13 protein-coding genes are annotated in these 12,873 nt (G+C 70.8%); 10 read left to right on the top strand and 3 right to left on the bottom strand.

Annotated elements, in window-relative coordinates:
• Positions 1-23 precede the first annotated feature (23 nt).
• Positions 24-1,172: a citrate synthase 2 gene (locus ACFPLC_RS09550; RefSeq protein ID WP_378193816.1), complete on the bottom strand. Its 1,149-nt coding sequence runs from the start codon at positions 1,170-1,172 to the stop codon at positions 24-26.
• Between the two features lie 288 nt (positions 1,173-1,460).
• Here ACFPLC_RS09550 and ACFPLC_RS09545 point away from each other — a divergent pair, with 288 nt between their 5' ends.
• From ACFPLC_RS09545 to ACFPLC_RS09520, 6 genes are read left to right on the top strand one after another with little or no spacing between them, the layout of a single operon-like run.
• Complete coding sequence (locus ACFPLC_RS09545; RefSeq protein WP_191306846.1) at positions 1,461-1,763, top strand: urease subunit gamma; 303 nt, start codon at positions 1,461-1,463, stop codon at positions 1,761-1,763.
• 11 nt (positions 1,764-1,774) lie between these two features.
• Positions 1,775-2,080, top strand: coding sequence for an urease subunit beta (locus tag ACFPLC_RS09540; RefSeq protein ID WP_378193812.1), 306 nt, complete (start codon positions 1,775-1,777; stop codon positions 2,078-2,080).
• Positions 2,080-3,795: an urease subunit alpha gene (locus ACFPLC_RS09535; protein WP_378193808.1), complete on the top strand. Its 1,716-nt coding sequence runs from the start codon at positions 2,080-2,082 to the stop codon at positions 3,793-3,795. The genes ACFPLC_RS09540 and ACFPLC_RS09535 overlap by 1 nt, the downstream gene beginning before the upstream one ends.
• Positions 3,795-4,466: an urease accessory protein UreF gene (locus ACFPLC_RS09530; protein WP_378193805.1), complete on the top strand. Its 672-nt coding sequence runs from the start codon at positions 3,795-3,797 to the stop codon at positions 4,464-4,466. Before ACFPLC_RS09535 ends, ACFPLC_RS09530 begins: the two co-directional genes overlap by 1 nt.
• The gene (gene ureG, locus ACFPLC_RS09525; protein ID WP_378193802.1) at positions 4,456-5,139 is read left to right on the top strand and encodes an urease accessory protein UreG; all 684 of its coding nucleotides are present in this window, start codon (positions 4,456-4,458) and stop codon (positions 5,137-5,139) included. The genes ACFPLC_RS09530 and ureG overlap by 11 nt, the downstream gene beginning before the upstream one ends.
• Positions 5,136-5,843: an urease accessory protein UreD gene (locus ACFPLC_RS09520; protein WP_378193800.1), complete on the top strand. Its 708-nt coding sequence runs from the start codon at positions 5,136-5,138 to the stop codon at positions 5,841-5,843. Before ureG ends, ACFPLC_RS09520 begins: the two co-directional genes overlap by 4 nt.
• A 136-nt stretch (positions 5,844-5,979) precedes the next feature.
• Here the strand turns inward: ACFPLC_RS09520 and ACFPLC_RS09515 are convergent, their stop codons facing one another.
• A complete protein-coding gene (locus tag ACFPLC_RS09515) occupies positions 5,980-7,080 on the bottom strand; it encodes a lipase family protein (RefSeq protein ID WP_378193797.1) in 1,101 nt (366 codons plus the stop codon).
• Positions 7,081-7,186: 106 nt separating this feature from the next.
• Here ACFPLC_RS09515 and ACFPLC_RS09510 point away from each other — a divergent pair, with 106 nt between their 5' ends.
• Complete coding sequence (locus tag ACFPLC_RS09510) at positions 7,187-7,897, top strand: TetR/AcrR family transcriptional regulator (RefSeq protein ID WP_378193794.1); 711 nt, start codon at positions 7,187-7,189, stop codon at positions 7,895-7,897.
• Between the two features lie 45 nt (positions 7,898-7,942).
• Here the strand turns inward: ACFPLC_RS09510 and ACFPLC_RS09505 are convergent, their stop codons facing one another.
• Positions 7,943-9,610, bottom strand: a complete 1,668-nt coding sequence (locus ACFPLC_RS09505; protein ID WP_378193792.1) for a purine-cytosine permease family protein — start codon at positions 9,608-9,610, stop codon at positions 7,943-7,945.
• Positions 9,611-9,840: 230 nt separating this feature from the next.
• Here ACFPLC_RS09505 and pdxH point away from each other — a divergent pair, with 230 nt between their 5' ends.
• From pdxH to ACFPLC_RS09490, 3 genes are all read left to right on the top strand, one after another.
• Positions 9,841-10,518, top strand: coding sequence for a pyridoxamine 5'-phosphate oxidase (pdxH, locus tag ACFPLC_RS09500; RefSeq protein ID WP_191306855.1), 678 nt, complete (start codon positions 9,841-9,843; stop codon positions 10,516-10,518).
• A gap of 476 nt (positions 10,519-10,994) precedes the next feature.
• Positions 10,995-12,260, top strand: a complete 1,266-nt coding sequence (locus ACFPLC_RS09495) for an MFS transporter (RefSeq protein ID WP_378194332.1) — start codon at positions 10,995-10,997, stop codon at positions 12,258-12,260.
• Between the two features lie 13 nt (positions 12,261-12,273).
• On the top strand, positions 12,274-12,825 hold the full coding sequence (locus tag ACFPLC_RS09490; RefSeq protein ID WP_378193790.1) for a DUF3558 family protein: 552 nt from the start codon (positions 12,274-12,276) through the stop codon (positions 12,823-12,825).
• The last annotated feature ends 48 nt before the right edge of the window (positions 12,826-12,873 follow it).

Here is a 12,873-nt window from a genome sequence, read left to right as displayed (position 1 = left end):
AAAGTGCCGCTTCGGTCGTAGCGTCAGTGCTTGGTGACGAGCTCCCAGCCCTCGACGTCCTCGGGGCTGCGCGGCGCCGGGCCGACGTACTTGGCCGACGGCCGCACCAGGCGTCCGGTGCGCTTCTGCTCGAGGATGTGCGCGGCCCAGCCGGCGGTGCGGGCCGAGCTGAACATCGCGGGCATCATGTGCGGCGGCACCTGCGCGAAGTCCAGGATGACCGCGGCCCAGAACTCGACGTTGGTCTCGATCGGGTGATCCGGGCGCCGCTCGCGCAGCTCCTTCAGCGCGGCCTGCTCCAGCGCGGCGGCCGCCTCGTAGCGGGTCGCGCCGAGCTCCTGGCAGGTCCGGCGCAGCACGCGCGCCCGCGGGTCCTCGGCCCGGTAGACGCGGTGGCCGAAGCCCATCAGGCGTTCCTTGCGGTCGAGGATGCCCTTGACCAGGCCGACCGGGTCGCCGGTGCGCTCGACCTCTTCGATCATCGGCAGCACGCGCGCCGGGGCGCCGCCGTGCAGCGGGCCCGACATCGCGCCGATGGCGCCGGACATGGCCGCCGCCACGTCCGCACCGGTCGAGGCGATGACGCGGGCGGTGAAGGTCGAGGCGTTGAGGCCATGCTCGGCGGCCGACACCCAGTAGGCGTCCAGGGCCTTGACGTGCGCCGGGTCCGGCTCGCCGCGCCAGCGGATCAGGAACCGCTCGGTGATCGACTGGGCCTCGTCGACGCGGGCCTGCGGGACCGCCGGCTGGCCGATGCCGCGCGCCGACTGGGCGACGTAGGACAGCGCCATCACCGAGGCGCGGGCCAGCTGCTCGCGGGCCTCTTCGTCGGTGATGTCGAGCAGCGGGCGGTACCCCCAGATCGGGGCGAGCATGGCCAGCGCGGCCTGGACGTCCACCCGGACGTCACCCGTGTGCACCGGCAGCGGGAACGGCTCGGCGGGCGGGAGGCCGTGACCGAACCGGCCGTCCACGAGGAGGCCCCAGACGTCGCCGAAGGTCACCTTGCCGGCGAGGTCCTCGATGTCGACGCCGCGGTAGCGCAGGGCACCGCCGTCCCGGTCGGGTTCGGCGATTTCGGTGTGGAAGGCGACGACGCCCTCCAGGCCCGGTCGGAAGCCGTCGTCGGGTTGGCCGGACGGCTGTGGCTTGCTGATCGTGGAGGTAGTCACTGTTTCGCGGAACCTTTCGGTGCGCTTTTCCCCGGCTGGTTGCTGCTGGTCGCGCGGTTGGAGGAAGCGCACTGAATGCGCGCCACATCGCACGGATGGATAGACCTTGCTCTCTTGACCGGCCACTGGCAATCGAAAGATGCGGTGGTTTCGGTCACGATTACGAGAACGATTCAGTCACCGAGCCCTCCGGTCAGGAGAATTTTCACCACGCAGTGTGACGAAGCCCAGGTAAATCCTGTGTTTCCGAACCCGGCGCTCCCGCGTTTCGGGTGATAGACCTAGCGCATGCACCTCAGTCCGCAGGAGCGCGACAAGCTGCTCATCCACGTGGCGGCCGACGTCGCGCGGAAGCGGCTGGACCGCGGCGTCAAGCTCAACTACCCCGAGGCGGTCGCGCTCATCACCGACCACGTCCTCGAAGGCGCCCGCGACGGCCGCACGGTCAGCGAGCTGGTGGCCAGCGGCCGGACCGTGCTGTCCCGGGCGCAGGTGCTCGACGGCGTGCCCGAGATGGTCGACTCCGTGCAGGTCGAGGCCACCTTCCCGGACGGCACCAAGCTCGTCACCGTGCATGACCCGATCGTGTGAGGAGCGGCTGGATGCGCCCTGGTGAGATCATTCCCGGCGAGGAGCCGGTGGAGCTGAACCCGGGCCGCGCGCGCGTCCGGCTACTGGTGCGGAACCTCGGCGACCGGCCGGTGCAGGTCGGCTCGCACTACCACTTCGCGGCCGTGAACCCCGGCCTCGAGTTCGACCGCGAGGCCGCCCGCGGCCACCGGCTCGACGTCCCGGCGGGGACGTCGGTGCGGTTCGAACCCGGCGTCGAACGGGAAGTCGATCTCGTTCCGCTGGCCGGCGCGCGGCGCGTCCCGGGCCTGCGGTCCGAGTTCGCGGGGGACTTCTGATGCCGCAGATCGACCGCGAGCGCTACGCCGAGCTGTTCGGCCCGACCACCGGCGACCGCATCCGGCTCGCCGACACCGACCTGCTGATCGAGGTCACCGAAGACCGCTCGATGGGTCCCGGCGGCTCCGGCGACGAGGTGCTCTTCGGCGGCGGCAAGGTCATCCGCGAGTCCATGGGCCAGGGCACGGCGACCCGCGCCGAGGGCGCGCCCGACCTGATCATCACCGGCGCGGTGATCCTCGACCACTGGGGTGTCGTCAAAGCCGACGTCGGCGTGCGCGACGGCCGGATCGTCGGCATCGGCAAAGCGGGCAACCCGGACACCATGGACGGCGTCGACCCGGCCCTGGTCATCGGGCCGTCGACCGAAGTGCTGTCCGGCAACGGCAAGATCCTCACGGCGGGCGGCATCGACTGCCACGTCCACTTCATCTGCCCGCAGCTCGTCGACACGGCACTGGCCGCCGGGCTGACCACTTTGGTCGGTGGCGGCACCGGGCCCAACGAGGGCACGAAGGCCACCACCGTCACGCCCGGCGCGTGGAACCTCGGCCGGATGCTGTCCGCCATGGACGGTTACCCGGTCAACGTCCTGTTGCTGGGCAAGGGGAACACCGTCCGGCCCGAGGCGCTGCGCGAGCAGCTCGCGGCCGGTGCGGGCGGGTTCAAGCTGCACGAGGACTGGGGCACCACGCCGGCCGCCATCGACGCGTGCCTGACCGTCGCCGACGAAGCCGGTGTCCAGGTGGCCATCCACACGGACACGCTGAACGAAGCCGGATTCCTCGAATCCACTGTGGACGCGATCGGTGGCCGCTCGATCAACGCCTACCACACCGAAGGGGCAGGCGGCGGGCACGCGCCGGACATCATCCAGGTCGTCTCGCTGCCGAACGTGCTGCCGTCGTCGACCAACCCGACCCGCCCGCACACCGCCAACACGCTCGACGAACACCTCGACATGCTGGTGGTCTGCCACCACCTCAACCCGTCGGTGCCCGAGGACCTCGCCTTCGCCGAGAGCCGCATCCGGCCGACGACGATCGCCGCCGAGGACGTCCTGCACGACATGGGCGCGATCTCGATGATGAGCTCGGACTCCCAGGCGATGGGCCGGATCGGCGAGGTGATCATCCGGACCTGGCAGACCGCGCACGTGATGAAACGCCGCCGCGGCGCGCTGCCCGGCGACGGCGCGGCCGACAACCTGCGCGCGCGTCGCTATGTCGCCAAATACACGATCAACCCGGCCATTGCGCACGGCATGGAGACCGAAATCGGCTCGGTCGAGGTCGGCAAGCTCGCGGACCTGGTGTTGTGGGAGCCGAAGTTCTTCGGCGTCCGCCCGCACGTGGTCCTGAAGGGCGGGTTCCCGGCGTGGGCGGCGATGGGCGACGCGAACGCGTCCATCCCGACGCCGCAGCCGGTCATGGCGCGGCCGATGTTCGGTGCGGCCATCGGGGCCGCGTTGAGCCTGCACTTCGTCGCGCCGTCCGCTTTGGACAGCGGCCTGCGCGAGACGTTCGGCATCACGAGGCCGCTGGTCGCCGTGTCGAACATGCGCGCGCGGACCAAAGCGGACATGGTGCTCAACGACGCGACACCGGACGTGCGCGTCGAGCCGGACAGCTTCGCGGTGCACGTCGACGGCGAGCTGATCGAGCCGCAGCCGGTGACGGAACTGCCGATGGCGCAAAGGTATTTCCTGTTCTGATGGACCTTTCGGCGTTGATTCTCGCGGACTCCCGGTTTCCCGGCGGTGGTCACGTCCACAGCGGCGGGCTGGAGGAAGTCGTCTCGCGGAAACTGGTGGATTCCGTGCGCGACCTCCCCGGGTTCCTTTCTGGACGGTTGCGGACGGCGGGATTCCTCGCGGCGGTTTTCGCTGCTGCTTCCGCACACGCGGCCGTCGCCGGAGGCAATTGGTCGGTTTTGGACAGTGAGCTGGACGCGCGCACGCCGTCGCTCGCCCAGCGCGAGGCGTCCCGGGCGCAGGGCCGCGGGACCGCGCGGGCCGGGCGGATCGCGTGGCCGTCACCGGTGCTCGACGCGCTGCTCGCCGAAACTCCGCGGCCGCACCATTCGATCGTGCTGGGCGCGCTGGTCGGGGTCGCAGGCGGCGCACCGCACGACGCCGCCATGGCAGCCGCCTACTTGTCGGTGAGCGGCCCGGCGAGTGCCGCGGTCCGGCTGCTGGGGCTCGACCCCTTTGCCGTGAACGCCGTCGTGGCGCGGCTGGACCTCGCTTCCGTTTGTGCGGAAGCGGCCGCCGTGGCGGGCGACGACCCGGCTTCCCTGCCGTCGCCGGGGTCGCCCGCGTTGGATCTGTTCGCCGAGGCCCACGCCCGGCACCACCAGGAAGAGGTGCGTCTCTTTGCCAGCTGAAGGCCACGGCCACTTTCACGCGATCAGCTTCGACCCCACGGTCAGCGAGCCGGACCACTACGACGCGGCCCCGGCGGCCGGGCGCGCGTACCGGATCGGCATCGGCGGCCCCGTCGGCTCCGGCAAGACGGCGCTGACCGCGGCGCTGTGCCGCGCGCTGGGCGACGAGATCAACCTCGCCGTCGTCACGAACGACATCTACACGACCGAGGACGCGGACTTCCTGCGTCGCGCGGGGGTACTGGACCCGGAGCGGATCGAGGCGGTGCAGACGGGTGCCTGCCCGCACACGGCGATCCGCGACGACATCACCGCGAACCTCGACGCGGTCGAGCGGCTGGAGGAGAAGTTCCCTGGCCTCGACCTGGTGATCATCGAGAGTGGCGGCGACAACCTGACGGCGGTGTTCAGCCGCGGCCTGGCGGACAGCCAGATCTTCGTGGTCGACGTCGCGGGCGGCGACAAGGTGCCGCGCAAGGGCGGCCCCGGCGTCACGACGGCGGACCTGCTGGTGATCAACAAGATCGACATCGCCCACTTGGTCGGTGCGGACATGGACGTGATGACGTCGGATGCCCACCGGATGCGGGGCTCGCTGCCGGTGATCACGCAGTCCCTCGTGGACACCCCGGACGCGCCCGCGGTCGCCGGCTGGGTCCGCTCGCTGCTGTGAAGGCCCACGCGCGGCTGACGGCGTGCTTCGACGGCTCGCGCACGGTGCTGCGGGAGCTGCGTTCGATGGCGCCGCTGACGTTGTTCCCGCGCCGGGGCCGTGGTTCGACGGCGGTGGTGCACCTGGTGAACTCGGCCACTTCGCCGCTGGGCGGGGACGACCTCACGCTTTCGATCCACGTCGGACCCGGGGCTTCGCTCCGGCTCTCCGGGGTGGCGGCGACCCTGGCGCTGCCTGGCCTGCACGGCGAAGGTTCATTGTCCACAGTGGAGGTCGTGGTCGAACCGGGTGGGTCGCTGGAGTACCTCCCGGAGCCGACGGTGGTCACCGCCCGGGCGCGGCACACCGCGGTCTTCCGGGCTTCGCTGGCTTCGGATGCTTACCTGCACACGCGGGAGGTGCTGGTGCTGGGCCGAGCCGGGGAGAGCCCGGGTGTGCTCTCGACTTCGCTGTCGGTCACGCGGGGTTCGGTGCCGGTGCTGCGGCAGACGCTTTCGGTGGGGGATGCGGGCCTGGACGGGAGCCTGGCGGTGCTGGCGGGCCGCCGGGTGCTGGCCACGGACCTGGTGGTCGGCGGCCCGGAGCTCCCGGCGGCCTCGGGCGAGTGGTGGTCCCGCAGCCCCCTCGCTGCGGGCGGCACGGTGGTGACTTCGCTGGCCCCGGACGCGGTCACGGCGATGAAGGGGCTGGCCGAGGCGTTCTGAGCAGCCCCCGTTTTCCACGCTACCGGGGGCCACCGACAGTCTCGCCCGCATGCAGTGAATGACTCATTCCTGGCATCGGACGCCAGGAATGAGTCATTCACTGCGCGCGACGCCAGGAATGAGTCATTCCTGGCCTTCAGAACTTCGTGCCCAGCCAGGTCATCGCCACCGGGCCGCCGATCGAGACCCCGCCGATGTGCTCCAGGAGCGGGAACTCCTGCCACGTCACCTTCGCGCCCAGTGCCTGCCAGCGGTCGCGCAACGCCGTTCCGACGCTGAACGGGATCAGCTCGTCCAACGTCCCGTGGTACAGGTACACCGGCGGCTTCGGGGCCGTCGTGCCCAGGTAATTCTCCGTCAGGCGGGCCTGCCAGCGCGGGTCGTGGATCGGGTCCGGCACCGTCACGAAGTCCTGCAGGTGCGCGAACGGCGCCGCCGCGCCCAGCTCCACCGTGCACGCCTTCGACACCCGGGCCACCGCTTCGCGGCCGCGGTCGTTCAGGATCGACGCGAACGGCACGTCCGGGTACGCCGCCGCGAAGCCCGTCGCCGCGCCCAGGACCAAGCCGAACGCCGCGCCGCCGTCGTTGGACGCGAACACCGCGTTCAGGTCCGCCGGGACGCCGCCGGCCGCCACCCCCACCACGTTCAGCGAAGGCGCGTACGTCGCTTGCAACTCGGCCGCCCAGGCCGCGGCCTGGCCGCCCTGCGAGTAGCCGAACACGCCCACCGGCCCGGACGGGGACAGCCCCGCGCCGGTCACCTGGGAAGCGGCCCGCGCCGCGTCGAGGACCGCCCGGCCTTCGGACTGCCCGACCGCGTACGTGTGCGTGCCCGGCGTGCCGAGTCCTTCGTAGTCGGTGACGACGACGGCCCAGCCCTGCGTCAGCGCCTGCGCGAGCAACGCGCTTTCGTTCTCGATGCCGTGGGCCAGGAGGTTCGAAGGCGCGCACTGGTCGCCGAGGCCGTGCGTCCCGACCGCGTACGTGATCAGCGGGCGCGGACCGCCGCGCACCCACGGTGTCGGCGGCACCAGCAGCGTGCCGGAGACGGCGTTCGGTTCGCCGGTCGCCGACGTCGAGCGGTACAGGAGGTGCCAGGCTTTGACGGGCGCCGGGAACGGGCCGACGAACACCGTCGTCGGCCGCTGTTCCAAGAGGACGCCCGGGTCCGCGTGCGCGGAGGGGGCGGCTGTCACGAAAAGGAGCGCGACGGCGACCAGTAACCGACGAAGCATCGTTGCCTCCGGTTTGGGGGTACTCGAAGCGGAGTGGTAATCGAGGTTTTCACAATTTAGCCAGACCGGTAGGATCCGGCAATCCCTCAGAAGGAGGAGACAACCGTTGGCTCGCACGTACGGCGGCGTCGCACCCGAACAACGTCGCGCGGATCGGCGCGAGCGGCTGCTCACGGCCGGTCTCGAGCTGTTCACCAGCACCGGCTTCCGGCAGACGAAGATCACCGAGGTGTGCGCCCGCGCCGGCGTCTCGACGCGGAACTTCTACGAGGAGTTCACCGGCAAGGAGGACGTGCTGCGCACCCTCCACGACCGGATCAACAGCCTCGCGCTGCAGCACGTCACCGCCGCGCTCGACAAGGTCGCCGAAGCCGACGCCGTCACCCGCATCGCCACGCTGCTCGACGTCTTCATCGACACGGTCACCGTGGACGCCCGGCTCCCGCGGCTCAACTACGTCGAGGCCGTCGGCGTCAGCGCGGAGCTGGAGGAGCAGCACCAGGTGTGGGTCGACCGCTGGGCGACGTTCATCGAGACCGAAGCGCGGCGCGCCGCCGAGCACGGTGCCGCGCCCGACCGCGACTACCGGCTGACGGCGATCGCGCTGGTCGGCGCGGCCACCGGGCTGCTGCGGGAGTGGCAGGCGCACGAGCCGCCGCTGCCCGTGGAGGACGTCGGCGCGGAGCTGCGGGCGCTGATGCTGGCCGCCATCATGCGGCCCGGAAAAATCATGGAAATCCCGGGCAACCCCGGCGCGCCCTCCGGCGTGGAACAGTCGAGCCGGGAGGGGGAACCGGGGGGAGGCCGGCTCGCGTGAGGGCCCTTTCCCGGCTGCGGACGCCGGGAAAGGGTCCTCACGACTCTACGGCGTCCGGACCGTCGGCAGGCCGAGCGCGACCGGGCCGGTCGTCTGGCACACGTCGTGGCAGGTGTTGTCGAGCGTGCAGCACAGCGAGCAGATCGGGCCGTCCTGCTTCGCACAGTCGGCGACGTCCGGCAGTTCGTACGGGTCGCCGCAGGCCGAGCAGGTGTGCGTCGCGCGCAGGTCCGCGTCCGGGCCGGCGACGGTGTTCTCCCGCGCCAGGTAGTACTTCCCCTTCGTCGCGACGGCCAGGGTGGGTACGAGCACGATCGCGATGACCAGCGCGAGCAGCGGGCTGAAGGCCGCGAGGAACGGCCCGAACGCGCCGAAGTAGGCCACGATCGACACCGCCGACGCGACGAGCATCGAGCCGAACCCGACCGGGTTGATCTTGTGCAGGTAGGCCCGCTTGAACTCGATGTACCGCGGGGACAGGCCCAGTGGCTTGGCGATCACCAGGTCGGCGCAGACGGCGCCGATCCACGCGATGGCGACGTTCGAGTAGAAGCCGAGGATCTTGTTCAGGAAGCCGAACGCGCCGAACTCCATCAGCGCGAGCGCAATCCCGCAGTTGACCAGCACGTACCAGACCCGTCCCGGGTGCTTGTGCAGCACGCGGGAGAAGAAGTTCGCGAACGACAGCGAGCCGGAGTAGGCGTTCGTCGTGTTGATCTTGATCTGCGAGACGACGACGAACAGCGCGGCGAACGTCAGCGCCACCGGCCCGAGGGCGGGCTTCACCGCTTCGAGGTAGGGCGCGATCGGCTCCAGCGCGTGCGCCTTCCCGACGACGCCGAGCGCGAGGAAGGCCAGCAGCGCCCCGCCGATCTGCTTCGCGGCGCCGAGGACCACCCACCCGGGGCCGGCCGCGAGCACCGCGGCCCACCACGACCGCTTGTTCTCCGCGGTCTTTTCGGGCATGAACCGCAGGTAGTCGGCCTGCTCGCCGATCTGCCCGATCAGCGACAGCGCGACCCCCATGCCGAAGCCGAACCCGATCGCGGAGAACCCGGCGCCGGCGCCCTCGGTACCCCCGAAGTGGGTGAACTCGGCGAACTTGCCGGGCTCCCGCACCAGCACGACGACGAACGGCAGCACCAGGCCGGCGATCCACAGCGGCTGCGTCCAGGTCTGCATCTTCGCCACCGCGCCCATGCCGTAGAGCGCGAAGGGCAGCACGATGAGCGTCGCGAGCAGATAACCGACGGGCAGCGGGATGCCGAGGGCGAGCTCGAAGGCCTGGCCCATGATCGAGCCTTCGAGCGAGAAGAAGATGACGGTGAAGCTCGCGTACACGAGCGACGTCAGCGTCGACCCGAAGTAGCCGAAACCGGCGCCGCGGGTCAGCAGGTCCATGTCCACTCCGGACTTCGCGCAGGCGGCCGCGATGGGCACGCCGGTCACGAAGATGACCACGGCTGCGGCGAGGATCGCCAGGACGCCGGAGGTGAAGCCGTAGGAGAGGACGATGCTGGCGCCGATCGCGAAGTCGGCGAGGTAGGCGATGCCGCCCAGCGCCGTCGTCGCGACCACGAACGGGGACCATTTCCGGAACGAATGAGCGGCGAAGCGCAGCGAGTAGTCCTCGCGGTTCTCGTTCGCCGCGAGCGGGGCGTAGCGGCGTTTCGGCGGGGCACTCTTTTCGGCATTGGACAGGGTCTCGGTCATGCCTGCCTCCGGGGGTGGTGGGGAACGGGCCGAAGGTAGGTGCGCCCTGTATCGATCCTGGTCCGGCGGGTAACGCGGGGGTTACGGCTTGTTGTCCAGCGGTTACGGCTGGGTGGCGGGAAAGGGGTGTCGGTTGTCACCGTTAGGTGGGTTCCGCTGCCGGTCGCGAGGCCCTAACGTGCCTAGAGCCGAAGTCGACTGATGCCCCGACCGGGCGTGGAGGTTTGGCGATAATGCCGGAGATCGAGGACCAGGTGGAAGACGCCGTGGTACGGCTTCCCGGAATGCGCGTGGCCTACGACGGCGCCGCGTTCGACGAATCCGCGCTCGCCGCCACCTGGACCGATCAGCTGCAGGGCTGGCTGAACCAGGCGGTCGCGGCGGGCATCGCGGAGCCGAACGCGATGGTGCTCGCGACGGCGGACGCCGAAGGCCGCCCGTCGTCCCGCACGGTCCTGTGCAAGGGCCTCGACGACCGCGGCGTGGTGTTCTACACGAACTACACGTCGTCGAAGAGCCACGACCTGACGGCCACCCGGTACGCGTCGGTGACGTTCCCCTGGTACGCGCTGCACCGCCAGGTCCACGTCCGCGGCGAGGTCGAGAAGGTCGGCGTCAAGGAGACGGCGGAGTACTGGGCCCAGCGGCCGCGTGGTTCGCAGCTGGGGGCGTGGGCTTCGCCGCAGTCCCGCGTGGTCGACGGCCGCCGGGCCTTGGACAACGCGCTGCACGGGATCGAGCGCCGCTTCGCCGACGTCGAGCACATCCCGGCACCCCCGCACTGGGGCGGCTGGCGGATCCGGCCGGACCTGGTGGAGTTCTGGCAGGGTCGCGAAGACCGGATGCACGACCGGCTTCGGTATGTGCGCAACGACGACGGGTGGCACATCGAGCGAGTGGCGCCGTAGGTTCCACCGGCTGTCCACATGTCGGTAGGGGTGTGGACAGCCTTCGCGGCGGGGCGGCTTTTCGGGGTTTTTGGCGGTGGTCGCCGATAGACTGGACCTGGGGACGCCCCCCTGGGAGCGGCGGGGGAGTTTCCGGTGGTGGGGATGTGTCCAGCGGCGCGCCTTGCGGCTTCCGTGCGTCTGCCCACCGGCTCGGTCGAAGTGCAAGTGAGCTGAGCGCGGCCCGGTCGCCTCGGGCGGCAAGCAGCTCGGCGCCCACCACCCCGAAGCGCAATTGTGACTACGGCGTGTTCTGGCTTCGGATCGGGGTGGGGAGAGGTCTGGCCGGGGTGCGGGTCGTGCCGTTCGGTCAGGCCGGCATTCGACAAGGGCGGTATCACTTCTGCCGGAACCCGGGCCTGCGGCGACATAAATCACGCGACTCCGGATAGTTAGCCCCGCTAAGCTGATGTGTCGTGACTGGTGAACCGGGGACCCTGCCGCCCCGCTCGGGCATCCGCAAGCTCCTCGGCCGCATCATCGTCGACACCCGGCCGCTCAAGATCCCGGCCTTCCGGCGGCTCTGGCTGTCCACTGTGGTCACCGCCGTCGGCACCCAGCTCACCGCCGTCGCCGTGCCCAAGCAGGTCTTCGACCTCACCGGGTCCTCCGCCTACGTGGGCCTCACCGGGCTCGTCGCCCTCGTCCCGCTGCTGATCTTCGGGCTCTGGGGTGGCGCCGTCGCCGATGCCGTCGATCGGCGGAAGCTGCTGTTCGTCACCAACGTCGGCGTCGCGATCACCTCCGCCCTCCTCTGGCTGCAGGCCTTCGCGAACTTCGGCTCCGTCTGGCTCGTGCTCGGCCTGCTCGCCGTCAACCAGGCCTTCTTCGCGATCAACATGCCCACCCGCGGCGCGGTCGTCGCCCGGCTCGTGCCCGCCGAGCTGCTGCCGTCGGCGAACGCGCTCAACAGCACCATGTCGACCTTCGGCGCCGTCTTCGGCCCGCTGCTGGCCGGCGCGCTGATCCCTGTCCTCGGCCTCTCGACGCTCTACCTGATCGACGTCGTCGCCCTCACGATCACGCTCTTCGCGGTCTGGCGGCTGCCGTCGATCCCGCCGCTCAACGGGCCGTCGCGCCGCGCGGGCCTCGGCGACGTCCTCGACGGCTTCAAGTACCTCGCCGGGCAGAAGATCCTGCTGGCCTCCTTCGTCGCCGACATCATCGCGATGGTCTTCGGCATGCCGCGCGCGCTGATCCCCGAGATGGCCGAACGCACCTTCGGCGACCCGCCCGGCGGCGGCCCCGCCCTCGGCTGGCTCTACGCCGCCCTGCCGCTCGGCGCGATGCTGATCGGGCTCTTCTCCGGCTGGCTGACGCGCATCCACCGCCAAGGTGTCGCCGTGGTCGTGTCGATCTGCGCCTGGGGCGCGGCGGTGGCCGGCTTCGGGCTCGCGCACTCGCTCTGGCTCGCCGTCGTCTTCATGGCGCTGGCCGGGGCCGCGGACATGGTCAGCGCCGTCTACCGGATGGCGATCCTGCAGGTCGCGACCACCGACGAGATGCGCGGCCGGCTCCAGGGCGTCTTCACGGTCGTGGTCGCCGGCGGGCCGCGGATCGCCGACCTCACCCACGGCTGGGGTGCCGCCGCCTTCGGCACCACGGCCGCCGCGACCGGCGGTGGCCTGCTGGTCATCGTGCTCGTCTGCGCGTCGATGTTCCTGCTCCCGGCCTTCTGGCGATACCGGGCGCCCACGACCTAGGTAGGGTGCGGATATGCGTACCCTAGTTGTCGCTTTTGTCGCTTTCGCTGCGTTGACCGCCTGCTCTTCCGGGGACGAGCCGTCGAAGGCCCCTTCGTCGTCCGCGGCCCCGAAGCCGGCGCCGAGCACGAACGCCGCCGCCGCGTCGCTCGACCCGTGCAAGCTGCTGCCCGCGGAGGCGGTCTCGAAGGCGCTGTTCCTCGACAACCTCCAGGCGGTGCCGGGCCCGTCCCAGGACAACGCGGCCAACGGCGGCAAAGCGCGCAACTGCGAGTACCAGCACGACGGCAAAGCCGCGGGCAAGCTCGCGGTGACCCGCTACGAGGGCAAGCAGGGCAAGCCCGCCGAGATGGTCGCGGCGATCAAGAAGGCGAAGCCGGGCGCGCAGGACGTCCCGGGCTTCCCGGACGGCGCCGTCTACTACGTCGAGGGCCAGAAGGCGGCGACCCTCGTCGCGGGCGAGCTGGTGGCGGGCACGCCGGTGCTGGTCAACTACACCGGCCCGGCGCGGATGACGCCGGAGCAGCTCGCCCCGCTGGTCAAGCAGGCCCTCGCTGTGCAGTGACTGTCGCGGCCGGTTGCCAGGATCGCCGGGTTGTCATCGGCAGCCTGA

It is taken from the genome of Amycolatopsis plumensis, assembly GCF_042652605.1.
In the GTDB taxonomy this organism is placed as follows: Bacteria; Actinomycetota; Actinomycetes; order Mycobacteriales; family Pseudonocardiaceae; genus Amycolatopsis; species Amycolatopsis plumensis.
The sequence above is the reverse complement of the archived record's forward strand: the minus strand, read 5'-3'. Positions and strand labels throughout refer to the sequence as shown.

What these genes read in the sequence shown, in the direction of transcription:
- ACFPLC_RS09545 (WP_191306846.1), top strand. Translation starts at nt 1,461, where the DNA reads ATGCACCTCAGTCCGCAGGAGCGCGACAAGCTGCTCATCCACGTGGCG.
- ACFPLC_RS09540 (WP_378193812.1), top strand. Translation starts at nt 1,775, where the DNA reads ATGCGCCCTGGTGAGATCATTCCCGGCGAGGAGCCGGTGGAGCTGAAC.
- ACFPLC_RS09535 (WP_378193808.1), top strand. Translation starts at nt 2,080, where the DNA reads ATGCCGCAGATCGACCGCGAGCGCTACGCCGAGCTGTTCGGCCCGACC.
- ACFPLC_RS09530 (WP_378193805.1), top strand. Translation starts at nt 3,795, where the DNA reads ATGGACCTTTCGGCGTTGATTCTCGCGGACTCCCGGTTTCCCGGCGGT.
- ACFPLC_RS09515 (WP_378193797.1), bottom strand. Translation starts at nt 7,080, where the DNA reads ATGCTTCGTCGGTTACTGGTCGCCGTCGCGCTCCTTTTCGTGACAGCC.
- ACFPLC_RS09505 (WP_378193792.1), bottom strand. Translation starts at nt 9,610, where the DNA reads ATGACCGAGACCCTGTCCAATGCCGAAAAGAGTGCCCCGCCGAAACGC.
- ACFPLC_RS09490 (WP_378193790.1), top strand. Translation starts at nt 12,274, where the DNA reads ATGCGTACCCTAGTTGTCGCTTTTGTCGCTTTCGCTGCGTTGACCGCC.